The 12,614-nt window shown below is 42.3% G+C and carries 10 protein-coding genes and 2 pseudogenes; 4 read left to right on the top strand and 8 right to left on the bottom strand.

Features of this window, described 5'->3' with window-relative positions; all coding sequences use genetic code 11:
- Positions 1-457 precede the first annotated feature (457 nt).
- Both IQ224_RS16415 and IQ224_RS16410 read left to right on the top strand, forming a co-directional pair.
- Positions 458-1,114 carry a sigma-70 family RNA polymerase sigma factor gene (locus IQ224_RS16415; protein ID WP_194033231.1) on the top strand — a complete coding sequence of 219 codons (657 nt, stop codon included), beginning with the start codon at positions 458-460 and terminating at the stop codon, positions 1,112-1,114.
- Between the two features lie 113 nt (positions 1,115-1,227).
- Positions 1,228-1,779, top strand: a complete 552-nt coding sequence (locus tag IQ224_RS16410; RefSeq protein WP_194033230.1) for an anti-sigma factor — start codon at positions 1,228-1,230, stop codon at positions 1,777-1,779.
- 3 nt (positions 1,780-1,782) lie between these two features.
- Here the strand turns inward: IQ224_RS16410 and IQ224_RS16405 are convergent, their stop codons facing one another.
- A complete protein-coding gene (locus IQ224_RS16405) occupies positions 1,783-2,988 on the bottom strand; it encodes an acetate kinase (RefSeq protein WP_194033229.1) in 1,206 nt (401 codons plus the stop codon).
- 377 nt (positions 2,989-3,365) lie between these two features.
- On the opposite strand from IQ224_RS16405, the gene trxA reads away from it, so the two are divergent.
- On the top strand, positions 3,366-3,722 hold the full coding sequence (gene trxA, locus IQ224_RS16400) for a thioredoxin (RefSeq protein WP_002749437.1): 357 nt from the start codon (positions 3,366-3,368) through the stop codon (positions 3,720-3,722).
- Between the two features lie 66 nt (positions 3,723-3,788).
- Here trxA and dprA read toward each other — a convergent pair whose 3' ends face one another.
- From dprA to IQ224_RS16365, 7 genes and pseudogenes are all read right to left on the bottom strand, one after another.
- Positions 3,789-4,937, bottom strand: a complete 1,149-nt coding sequence (gene dprA, locus IQ224_RS16395; protein ID WP_002749435.1) for a DNA-processing protein DprA — start codon at positions 4,935-4,937, stop codon at positions 3,789-3,791.
- Between the two features lie 427 nt (positions 4,938-5,364).
- Positions 5,365-7,926 (bottom strand): SUMF1/EgtB/PvdO family nonheme iron enzyme, encoded by a 2,562-nt coding sequence (locus IQ224_RS16390; protein ID WP_194033232.1) that lies wholly within the window; start codon positions 7,924-7,926, stop codon positions 5,365-5,367.
- Between the two features lie 272 nt (positions 7,927-8,198).
- Positions 8,199-8,531: pseudogene (locus IQ224_RS16385) on the bottom strand (aminotransferase class V-fold PLP-dependent enzyme); the annotation flags it as partial.
- Positions 8,528-9,820 carry a hypothetical protein gene (locus IQ224_RS24260; RefSeq protein WP_228036268.1) on the bottom strand — a complete coding sequence of 431 codons (1,293 nt, stop codon included), beginning with the start codon at positions 9,818-9,820 and terminating at the stop codon, positions 8,528-8,530. The gene IQ224_RS24260 and the pseudogene IQ224_RS16385, both read right to left, overlap by 4 nt.
- Positions 9,821-10,050: 230 nt before the next feature.
- Positions 10,051-10,380: a hypothetical protein gene (locus IQ224_RS16375; RefSeq protein WP_002748484.1), complete on the bottom strand. Its 330-nt coding sequence runs from the start codon at positions 10,378-10,380 to the stop codon at positions 10,051-10,053.
- Complete coding sequence (locus IQ224_RS16370) at positions 10,373-10,642, bottom strand: hypothetical protein (protein ID WP_002748483.1); 270 nt, start codon at positions 10,640-10,642, stop codon at positions 10,373-10,375. Before IQ224_RS16370 ends, IQ224_RS16375 begins: the two co-directional genes overlap by 8 nt.
- Before the next feature lie 339 nt (positions 10,643-10,981).
- A complete protein-coding gene (locus tag IQ224_RS16365; RefSeq protein WP_194033228.1) occupies positions 10,982-11,857 on the bottom strand; it encodes a hypothetical protein in 876 nt (291 codons plus the stop codon).
- A 429-nt stretch (positions 11,858-12,286) separates the two neighbouring features.
- On the opposite strand from IQ224_RS16365, the pseudogene IQ224_RS16360 reads away from it, so the two are divergent.
- Positions 12,287-12,614 (top strand): annotated as a pseudogene (locus IQ224_RS16360) (ISNCY family transposase); the annotation flags it as partial.

Raw genomic sequence — 12,614 nt, 5'->3', positions numbered from 1 at the left:
TTCGCTTCGCTTTCGCTTTGCTTCAACCGCGCATTTACCAATGTATCTAACTTCCCCAGGTTTGTCAACCCCTTTTGGCAAAATTTTTTGATCTTTTTTCTATCCCTTGCTCCGTAAGCCTTTCAGCTATTTCCCCTTTTTCTGGTGGGTTGTTTTTTTCTAGTAATTTTGTTCTAATTAGCTCTCGATGGCGGTGACAGCGTTTCTCATAGGTGGGAACTGTTTAGGCATCAAATAGGGATGCAGTGGCTGAAATAACTGCTTAGTAAGGTTTTCAGCCCGGTGGTCGAACGAGAAGGTCAAACATTGAATGCCCCGAGCAAATCTCAGTCCAGGAACTCGGTTCGATCAGTTAGAATCAAAACATGGGAAAAAAATTATTTATTTTCGGGAACCTTTACTGACTTCTCCCGTCCTCAAGCTCTAAGTGAGGAGCTTATACCCTTGAGGAAATCCCATGAGTCAATCGATTCCAGTATCTTGGTCACTTGAGGCCAAAAAGTCTCAAAACCCCGTGTCCCCTGACAAACTCTCCAACTACGATCTAATTGCACGCTGTCAGGAAGGGTGTCAGCCGGATCGGGCAGCTTTTGCGGAACTGCTGCGGCGCTATCAGGCTCATGTTGATAAATTACTCTATCATTTGGCTCCCGATTGGCAAGATCGCGCTGATTTGGCTCAAGAGGTCTGGATTCGCGTCTATCGCAATATTAACCGTCTCCATGAACCCCTCAAGTTCCGCGGTTGGTTAAGTCGCATTGCTACTAATCTTTTTTACGACGAATTGCGGAAACGCAAGCGGGTTAATCACCCCATTTCCCTCGATGCTCCCCGACGCGTGGAAGATGGCGAAATCGATTGGGATATCGAGTCCGATTACCCCAGTCCCGATGAACATCTCACCACCCACGAATTCTACGATCAATTACAAGCGGCGATCGCTGATTTGCCAGAAGCTTTTCGGACAACTATTATTCTCCGGGAAATTGAAGGTATGGCCTACGAAGAAATTGCCGAGATGACGGGAGTTTCTTTAGGAACTGTTAAATCTCGCATTGCTCGCGCTCGCGCTAAATTACAATCTGTTTTACAGCCCTATTTTACTGAAGGCTAAAGAATATTGTGGTGATTCGGCACTAACGGCCGAAGTGAGGAGTCGTTAAATTTAACTAGCTCCGTGCTGGTGAAAAGTGATTGCATACCGATCGCTTCTGGTCGAGGTCAACCATGAATAATTATCAACCCGAAGACGTTCAATGGATCAAGTCTTTGTTACGTCGCGATGACAGCGATTGCAACTCCGCAACCGAGGATATTTTATTCTTAGATGAGGATAACGAAGAAGCTCATCGTTTCGATTTAATTAGTGCCTATATTGATAACGAAGTAACGGTAGAGGAAAGGAAGCTAGTTCAGCATTGGTTAGACCATGATGCTGCTGCTAAAAAACTCTATCGACAGCTCTTGGGATTACAAACTAATTTAAAGCAAATTCCCGTACCGGCTACTATGGCCAGCGACCGGTTGGCAGAACAGGTGTTCAGAAAAGTCGATAGTCAGCGTCGTCGGCAATATTATGTTTATGGTGGCGCGATTTTCACCGCTATGGCGATCGCTGTTGGCTCCTACTTCGTCTCGGGACGCAATGATCCCCTCTCCCAAATGGCCAGCGGTCCGGGCAGTATTAGCCAAGAGGGAGACTATTTGATGATTGCTCTCAACCATCCAATTATCGAGATTCCCGCAACGCAACAGCCAAAAGAGAATGGCCAAAGGTAAGGTCTATTGAGATAAATGCCAGCATTCTCGTGCGATCGCCCAATCTTCCGCCGTAGCAATTACCATCACGCGTACTTTAGATGTGTCGGTGGCGATATCCTCATCCTGGGGACGAGCGGCATTTTTAGCCAAATCTAACTTTAAACCCAAAAAAGACCAGCCTTGACTGGCTTTTTCCCGTACTAAAGCTGAATTTTCGCCGATTCCTGCCGTAAATACCAACACATCCAACCCCTCCAGAGAAGCAATCATCGATCCGATTAAACTTTTCAGACGATGAATATACATCTCAAATGCTAATTTTGCCCTCTGGTTGCCTTCGGCCATCGCCGTGGTAATTGCCCGCATATCCCCAGAAATACCCGAAATTCCCTTTAAACCGGATTCTTTATTGAGTAAACTATTTAAACTATCGGGATTATATTGATATTCTCGCTCTAGATAAATCAGAATCCCTGGATCGATCGAACCGCTGCGGGTTCCCATCATCAATCCCTCTAGGGGAGTAAATCCCATGGTGGTATCGATACTTTTACCCCCCTTGACTGCCGATAGGGAAGCACCATTGCCCAGATGACAGATCACTATTTTCAAGGATTCTAGGGGTTTTCCCAACAATTCGGCTGCCCGTTGGGAGCAGTATTGATGACTGGTGCCATGGAAACCATAGCGACGTATTCCCAGTTCACTCCATTGGTAGGGAATGGGATAAAGAGAAGACTCAGGAGGGATAGAACGATGAAAAGCGGTGTCAAACACTGCTACTTGAGGAACATCGCCCAAAACTTGCTCGATCACTTCAATTCCTTCTAAATGAGCGGGATTATGGCTAGGAGCAAGGGGGATCAGCTTTTTAATCGTTTCTTTGACTTGGGGAGTGATCATGGTTGCCTGGGAATATTCTGTGCCACCATGGACAACTCGATGACCGACTATACTAATGTCGGTGAGATTGGCCACCACCTTAGTTGTTCCAGTTACTAAGGTATCTAACATCCGAGCAATTGCCGCCGGACGATCCTGACTAGAAAGATTAATTTCCTGTTTAATTCCCTGAGCTTTTACCGTTAAAACCGCGTAATCAGGGTTAACCGTCCAATCGATCCCCGCTGCCCAAATCGGTTGCGGAGGATGGCAGGGGAGAATATCTAAATCGTATAAGCAACTTTTTTGACTGCTCGATCCCGCATTTAAGACCAGAATTTTCATGGCAAAGCTCAATTAGGAGGTGGCTTGTGTTGATCATAATCAAACTCAGGTTAAGCCTAGATAAAATCGATTACTTTTGGGGTTTTTCTTCAGGAAAATTTTATCTGGCCGCCATCACCCATGCTTGACTCGGGCAATATTACAAAACTTTATCAAAAAAAAGTCAAAATAGAGCCTCTAGGGTTATAAAATACAAGAATGCCCCTTGTGAAATTGATCCAAGAAGCTACCTCTGATGCAAGTTAAGGCCTCTAAAGTGGATTTAGAGCTAGTTCTCGTCCTTTTCACCAGTGGAATGTCAACATCGCACCACGAATCTCTAGAATGGAATTTTTGCGTATTCTAGATAACCGTGATTACTAGAGGATTTCTTAAGTATGTCAGAGGTTCCTGCAGTTACAGATGCCAACTTTAAAGTCGAAGTTTTAGATAGTGCCGACCTTGTCCTAGTGGATTTCTGGGCTCCTTGGTGCGGCCCCTGTCGAATGGTGGCTCCCGTTGTCGAAGAAATTGCCAAAGACTTCAAAGGGCAAGTCAAGGTGGTGAAACTCAACACCGACGAAAACCCCATTATCGCTAGTCAGTACGGGATTCGCAGTATTCCTACTCTGATGATCTTCAAAGAAGGTCAAAAAGTTGATACGGTGGTCGGGGCTGTACCGAAAACCACTTTAGCTAATACCCTAACTAAACACCTGAAACCTGATGATCCTCAAAAGGGGTCAAAAAGTTGATCTAGTGGTCGGGGCTGCACCGAAAACTACTTTAGCTAATACCCTAAATAAGCATTTGGGGGTTAACTAGGTTTTCTGGTAACGCATACCGGGTAACTGAGTCACTAAACCGATTAATTCTAATTCCAATAGGATCCCCGCCACTTCTGAGGTGGGGATTTGCATTTTTTCAACAATAATGTCAAACAACAGGGCATCTCTGTCAAATAACTGATACACTTGTTCTAGTCTGGGTTCTAGATTCGCTGGAGGAGCAGCATTAACGACCGGGGATGTCTCTAGGGGGAGTGAAGGGGAGAGATTAACCGGTGCGGATTGGTTCGTGGTGGGAATTGCCCCCAACATTTCTAATAATTTCTCCTCAGAAACGATAATTTCTGCTCCCTGATGAATCAGTTGTAAACAACCCCTAGCGGTGGCAATATCGGGAGAATTGGGTAAAGCATAGATATCGCCGCCAAATTCGTTGGCATAACTGGCTGTAATCAGGGAGCCTGACCTTTCGGGGGCCTCGATAACAATCGTCGCACGACTTAAACCGGCGATAATGCGATTACGACTGGGAAAATGGGCTTTATTCGGCTGAGTTGCGGCAGGATGTTCACTAATGACTAAACCCTGCTTTTGGATGTCCGCGTGTAGCTGCCGATGACGACTAGGATAAACCACATCGACCCCTGTTCCCAAGACGGCGATTGTTCTTCCCCCTGCTTTTAAACAGCTTTGGTGTGCCTCGCCATCAATTCCCTCGGCCATCCCAGAAACAATAGTAAATCCCTGTTGGGCCAAAAGGGTACTTAAGCGCCGCGCCCAGCGCCGGCCGTGATCCGTGGGGTTACGAGTACCCACAATGGCGACGGTGGGGATATTTCCCTGATTTTCCTCTAAATTGACCTTTCCTTGATAGTAAAGTAAGGGGGGAGGACTGGGAATTTCCCAGAGAAAGCGGGGGTATTCTGGGTCGCTAGGGGTCCAAAAAAGGGGGTTTTTCTGGATATGTTCGGCGAAAAGAGCTTCTGGGTCAATTTGCGATCGCCCTTCCTGTACCGCTACCATTGATTTTTTGCCGAATCCCGCCACTTCTGCGATCGCAGAATCGGTGGCATTCCAAGCCACAGCGACACTGCCAAAATGCTGATAGAGTCGCTTCAGGGAAATTGCCCCAACTCCAGCAATACTTGACCATGCTAACCAATAAACGCGCTCGTCTGTCAATTTAAAAATCTCCTCAAACCAAGTAATATTTTCAGTCGGTTAAAACTGACTGCGGCCAGATGACCTTAATTTATTTTAATCTTGCCGGAATACTTTCCATTAGTTGTTGAGGTATTGTTGAGCCTCGTCCATGTCTTTCACTTTTTTAACAGGTGAATAAGTTGTTTTTGATCTTCTGGGGGAAGTTGTTTGGTTGCTTCTAGTATGGCTCTCCTCGACTTTGTGTGATAATCATTGCTTATCATTCCTTGTAGTTTTGCCAGACAAGGGTTTAAAGACTATATTTCCAGAAAATTATCGGCTGCATCTCCTATTTGTGACTTTCCCTCACCTATAGATGAGCAGCAGAAGTTATTCAAAGAGGGCGAATGCAATTGGCCCCTACAATAATATTATTACGCCAATGGTGGCTCCCAACTGATAAAAGTTAACAGTTAACTGATTGGGGGAGATCGCACACAACACGAAAACCGAGCCAGCCATCACAATCGTCGGCATCAATCCCAATCCGAACCGCCGAGCGACAGTTTACAGGATAGCTGCCCCACGAACCGCCGCGCAGCATCATTGATGACTCATCGCCTATATTACTATCTAGCCATACAATGCTGCCATTTTCTTTAATATTGTCTGGTTTGGTTGCATAACTTTCATGATGTTGATCAGCACACCATTCCCAAACATTGCCGTGCATATCATAGATTCCCCAACGATTAGGTCGCTTTTCCCCAACAGGATGGGTTGTATTATTTGAATTACCACTAAACCAAGCATAATCTCCTAGTTGATCTTCATCATCGCTAAAACTAAATCGGGTTTCTGTGCCGGCGCGACAGGCATATTCCCATTCTGCTTCTGTAGGCAAACGGTAGTTTTTTCCCGTTAACTTGCTCAGTTTTTCACAAAAAGCTTGAGCATCAAACGAACTAACAAATTCTACCGGGTTCTGAGGATTTTCTGAAAAATGTGAGGGGTTGAATCCCATCACCGCTTGATACTGTGCTTGGGTGACGGGATATTTGCCTATCTGAAATGCTGGCACAATTACTTCATGTATCGGTTTTTCATTCTCATTCTCATTAGAACCCATGTTAAATTTACCAGCGGGTATATCCACCATTTCTGGGTTAAAGTTTGGTAAAATTACAGTTTCAGTTTGCCGAATTATCTTGGGCGATACTTGTAATAATTTATCAACATTTACCTCTGCCAAGCTAAATTTAGAGTTAGCTGCCGATTTTTCATGACCGTAAGCCATTAAAGCTTTAAGCTTAGTATGACTACCCCAATAGCGAATCGACTCTTCATATTCTTTGGTTTTTTCTTCATCTAGTGCAAATTCTTCTAATTTTGCTAAAATTTGCTTATCATTTTCTAAATCTGATAATAACAATGGCCATTTTAAACTAATGGCAGTAAATTTACCTAACTGTTCAAAAGTTAGAGAAGGAACTAACAAATTATCATTCTCATCTCGCTCTTCAAAAAATAAACCAGTTTCATTAGCGATATAAACCTTGAGACGAAAGACATTGATAAAGTGTTTAATCCGTCGCGGATTGTAATCCAATGCGGGAGCTACCATCATAATGACATTCCGCACTGTTTGGGAATCTCTATTATCAGATTTGTTGACTTGAATCGCTTCTAATCGCTTAATTACGGCTGCTCGTGCTTTCTCTTTTTCGGTTTGTTCGGATTCTATCGAAGGATTATCTAGAGACAAGTTTTTTAAATCACTTGTCTGATTACTTGTTGGGTAAGTGAGATGCTTTTGCGAATTATTTCTCCAGGGTAAAGCTAACTTAAACTTACCCCAGAATGACTGAAAAAATGTAAAATGAGGTTTAGCTGGCTGTAAATTGGGAGGAGTTGAAGTAGCAAGCTGAATCAAAAAACGCTCAAAATCTGACTGGGATGGTTGGGGAACTAAAAAGGGAAGCTGGACAAACTTTTCAATAAAGGTATAACCATAAGCTAACCCTTTATTAGCACTACGTCTCGCTAAAATATCAGGATCAATTTCTGTGGTTTCCGACGGTAAATACTTGAGAATATTTTCGTATTTGACAGCTAAACTAGCGGCTACTTTTTCTCTGTCCATTCCTAAAATAAACACCACTGAAGGATCATCAGCAATCATCAAGTTAATCGCTTGCATCAAGTCCGCTGATTTTGGATGTTCACAACGATCTAAATCGTCAATAAATACATATACCCGATCATTGCCAATATAAGCATCGACAATTTTAGCAAAATCTTCATGAAATTCTTCTACAAATGCCGATTGTTTTTTATAATCTGGTGCTTCTATGTATTTAATTAGGTTGTTTTTGGGGTTTTGAAGTAACCTTTGAAAATTTCTCGATAAACTCTTAATACCAGCGAAAATTCCTGCTCCTGATAAAGTTAAACCTCCGGCGGTAAATAACAGTTTAAAAACTGAATTAATTTTACTCCAAAAAACATCTGGAGAGGTTGTTGCTCTGATTAATTCGTTAATTCCTTCAACTCCATAAACGATTAAAATAAAGGGAATGGCAATTGAGGCACAAATTACAAAAATTATTACTGGTAAAGCTTTAATTAATTCAAATAAGCCTTTTTCTAGGTTAAAACGCAGTAATTGTAATTTAAAATGTCCTAGAATAACTCGAGGCAAATCTCGCCAATTTTTGGGCGTAGAAATCTGCTTAATAAAAGACAGCGCAAAAGCCGCCCATACCGACTCCGCTTTATCGTGTCGCCAAGCATTAAACCAAACCGTCCGACCTCCTTTTTTTCGTAAATATTCCTCTAACATTTTCATAAAAGAAGACTTGCCACTACCCCACTCTCCCTCAACCGATAAAGTTAGGGGTGGTTGTGTCTGCTCATGCAACAAAAATTCAGCGATCGCTATTACATAAGGCTCAAATCCGAGAGCATCATTATTAGTAGCTTGATCGCTGACGCTAGTATTGCGGATAGATTCAGGAGAATCGGACATGGTAGTCATTTTTAGGTGACAGAGAAGGGAGAAGAAAATAGATTACCCTAAGTAAGTGGTTCTAATTATACTAAATCTGGTTATTAAAAACTGATTATTTATTCCCCCTTTTGCCTCTTTAGGAAAGTCAGACCAATCCGTTTTTAATAAGATAATTAACTCCCAATCCAACTTGAAAAACCCGCTCCCCACCCTCCTATACATTTCAAATAGGTGGCAGTTTAGGGAGAACTGGAATAGGTGTACAAGCTGCCCCACCCATGACCGTCAGTTTATTGGCGTTGGAAACATTCCAACGCAGCCACCAGCGCATCCACCTCGGCTTTAGTATTGTAGAAAGCCAAGGAAGGGCGCACCGTTGCCTCGATACCAAAGCGTCGCAGAATGGGTTGAGCGCAGTGATGGCCTGCTCGCACGGCAATCCCTTCCCGATTCAAGGCCTGTCCGATGACTTCCACATCAAATCCCTCTAGCACAAAGGAAAGCACGCTGGCCTTATCGGCTGCTGTCCCAATCAAACGCAGGCCCGGGATGGTTGTCAGTCCCGCAGTGGCGTACTCCAGAAGTTCATGCTCATAATTGGCAATGGTGGTCAAACCAATCACTTTACTAAATTCTTTGTTAAAAGTTGATAAAGCAGCCTGGTCTCATAAAACAGTAACCGACATAACCCATCTTTCCCCAATGCCTTAAAGCTTGGTAGCTCCTGAGTAACTTCAATTTTTAGCCCGGTTTTTTCGTTGCGAGTAAAATAGGTGTGTTTTCTGGGATTTAGCCAAGAGTTCTTAAGTTTAGTCATAATCTTGGTTTTAGCCGGTTTATTTGGGCAAATAGTCACCATTGCGTGAGCATACAAGTGAGAACGCATTAAGTCGGAACCCTTCCAGGTTTTTTTAACCTTGTCTTGTTTGGCTGAGGTATCCCCTGAAATTTGATAGGAATACCCTAAACCTAGATAAGCCTGAAACTTTCTCAAGCTAATATCGTGATCACCCCTAAAATAAGGTTTCCCCTTAACTAAAAATCTTTCGATAGGGTAGCAATGTAAAAGCAGTAAGCTTTGAGTGATAGTACCAAAGCAAAATTGATTAAAGACTTGGCGATAAAGTTTAAACTGTTCTGACTCTAAAATATCTCTTAGCTCTTGTTCTTTAATCGAGATTCTAGTTTGATAGGTGATGATGTCATTCGCCAATAACTGGCTATATTCGCTAATTCCCGTCCCGGCTGTGGTTTTAATGCGCGGGTTCTTTAACAAACCAGCGATATGTCCTAACGTAGGATTACAGCCCTTAACCCCGATATACTCAAAGTCTTTTTGGGCGATTTCTGGAAACTCGCAACATAATCGCTGTCTAAGTTGATTAATCAAAGAGTTTTTATTCTTATCAAGTTGTTCTCTTTCGTGGAAAGTCCGACGCAACAAATCGATCGAGTCATAGTCGTAATTGTTTAAGATCGGGGGATTACCTAAATCATCTAACCCTGACTTATCAAAATAAGTTAAGGCAATGGTTAGCGCGTCAAGATAATCGTCTTTATTTTTGGTCTTAAAATAGTGCTGACGATTTATCTTAGTTTGCTGATGAGATATCCAATAGATATCCATGCCTAACTTTTTAGCGCAATTAACCCAAAAGCTTGCATACCAGTAACCCGTAGGTTCGAGAATGATCGCGTCAGCTTCTAAAGATTTAATAATCTCGATTGCTTCAGCATTGCACTCTAGCTTATAAGCTATCTCGTTAAGCTGAGTGTTTCCTTTAATTCGCGAGTAGCCCTTGATAGGTTCTCCAATACTTTTCGAGTATTGTAGAGGGGAAACAGACGGAAATTCGCACAATAAAACCACGATAGCCCAATTGCGGCTAACGTCTATGCCTAATATTTTCATCGGTTATAATGGGAGTGATTGAGTTTAAAAAGAATTAGCCTTACGATACTCCCGTAGGGCTTTTTAAGCCCTATCTCACTTTAAAAGGCACAATTCTTAAAAGTCCTCGAAGCCTTACGATGCGTGGACAGGCGTTAACCTGAAATCTTTCAAAAAGGCACTCTCGGACTAGGATTAGGTTTGGACCCTAACCCCATCCCCTCGGCCTTAGCCGATAGGGTGCGATTAGGTTAAATAGGTATCTCATCATCTAGATCACAGTCTTCTGGTTGCCAGTCTTCTGGTTTAAAAATATCGTTACTGGCTTCTACTTCTTCTCGCGTGGGAACATCTTCATGATTGTGTCGCTTGTCATTATCTTTATATTCTTCATCCCAGTTAACGGTATGATTCCAGAGAATTTGTTTAAGCGGACAATAGTCTTTTCCCTCAATTGCGACAACATTCCCCTCAATCATTTTAAGAATTAATTTGTCCGTTTCTAGTTTGACAAAACAAACCTGATCTAAATTAATCCAGTAGGATTGCCCTTGATCACTGCCATAATAAAAACTAGCCATTAGTTTCCTCTACATTGGTAAAATTAGGATAATTTGTCTCTAATCGAAAATTCTCCCGATTATTTAGCACAGCGACATAATTTTTAGCAGGGATTAAGTAAGCTGAAAGAATCCCACAATGAAGCTGATCGGGATATTCCTCTAAAACAAAGTCGATTAATTCGCTCAAGATTGTCTCTACTCCATAATCGGAGAAAGTCTCCGATAAGATAGAAGTCTTAGTTTCTTGGATTAATTGGCTTAATTGTAATGATTGACTCATTTTCTTTTTCCTTGCAGTAAGAGATACTTTGCTTAATCTTGCTTGAGAGATCGTCAAGTTCCCTCTTGTAGCCTTTTATCTGCTGTTGCATTTTAGACATTTGTTTTCGGTGCGATTTTAGATTGTCTAACCCGTCCGAGACAGGAATGGAAAATAAAGCCGCATTCGCGAAGTCGTTAGCATAACTTAAATGCTGAGAACAAAAGCCTAGCAGTTTATTGATGATCGAGAGATAGTGGGATAGAACAGTATAAAATTCTACCCGTGCAAAAAGTGTTTTTTTGTTCATCGGAATAATTGGCTAATTTTTAGGGAGTAGCAAAAAATAAAATCACCCTATCAAAAAGGGACTAACTTGCCATTGTCCAACAGGTATGAGTTAACCATAGGAGAGTAGTAATTATCCTGATGGCTAAAATTAGTGCGGTAACGTTTAGTAAAATTAGGCAAGTCTTGAGCATCCTTATCCTCCTCGTCATCCGGTTCATCTTCATCCGGTTCATCCGGTGGTACTGTGTCCCGGCTAGAATCATCCTCATCGGGGAGTAACGAGTCGATCAGTTCCTCTAGCAACTTGGACGGAGACATTCCCGACTCGGCGGCTTTTTCCCGCAACTTTTCCCACGACTCAAGAGAGATGTTAACCTTTTTGGAGTTAGGCAGTTTCTGATAGGGATTTTCAAGATGAGCCTTGACCTTATCGAGGGTTAGCTCGTGATCCGCGTAAGTCTCACAAATATCACGCCATGCCTCTAAAAGGTCCGTCTCGCTAAACTTGGATAACTCCAATGCGATCGAGGCATTCATGGGCAACCGATCGCATCCGGCAGATATGAGATGAGACATTACCCGCGCGGCCCGGATCCAATTGTTGACAGCACTGGAAGTCTTACCGATAGCATTCTCACAAAACTGCTTGAAAGAAGTGTAACGCTTACGCCACCCCTTGCATAACTTAATTTTCCAAGAAATTAAACCGATTTCATACCAAGACGTTAGATTTCTCTTGATTCCCAATACTAGATCGGGTAGTTCGTCTATCAATTCGCCTAGTCCGTAAGCTTCCTCGATGCTGATGGCCAGATCGTAGAGCGATCGGCCTAGCTCACTTTCTGGAATGTCAGAACCAAACAGGGGTTCAAAGGGGTTGAGACAGTGACCGGGTTTAACCGGCCAGTCTTCCTGAATTCGATCGCTGATTATGGTGGTGGTCATGGAGTAAAAGCGGGGGGGCTTCCCCCGCAGATATAGTCTAGGAAAAATCTCTATTTAGTTCGGCTCACAGTCTCTTACCTAATCTAAAACATAGGCATCCTCCAAAATAAACCACTGACAAATAGACTATCTACCAGCAATTCTCATTTTGAAATAAATAGAGCATTAACCCCGATTTTGGCATGGGCATATAGTACAAAGTAACTATTTTTGAGGAGAGGCGATCACCCAAAAAAACAGTTGGCTGGACAAATTAAGTATAAATACTCAAGCAATCAAAGAGGTTGGCTGAGAACAAACGGGGTTAATTCAGGAAGATAGTTCTGTTTTTAGAATAGGGAATTCAAGGGAAATAAAAATTTATAATTATTGTCAGCTAAGGTAAAATGGGTGAGATAGAAATCCACCAGCACGTCAAATTATTCCAAGATGGCTCAAAAAGCGGCAACCCTAGAAATTTCGGAATTAATGCAATTTTTACGTCAAGAATTAGATGATTTACCCGATGAGAGGAAACCTGGAAATAATAGAAAATATGAGGTAGAAGATGCCGTGATGGCTGCATTTTCAGTCTTTTTTACTCAGTCGCCGTCTTTTTTAGACCATCAACGTTTAATGAAAAGCAATAAGGGAAAAGATAATGCTGAAAGTTTATTTTCAATTAAAAAAATTCCTGGGGATAATCAAATAAGAAATTTGTTAGATCCAGTGCCAGCATCTAATGTCTCTAGGACTTTTCAAAAAGTCTATGAATGGT

Source organism: Microcystis sp. LEGE 00066, assembly GCF_015207925.1.
GTDB classification, from domain to species: domain Bacteria; phylum Cyanobacteriota; class Cyanobacteriia; order Cyanobacteriales; family Microcystaceae; genus Microcystis; species Microcystis ichthyoblabe_A.
This window is presented reverse-complemented; position numbering and strand designations above follow the sequence as displayed.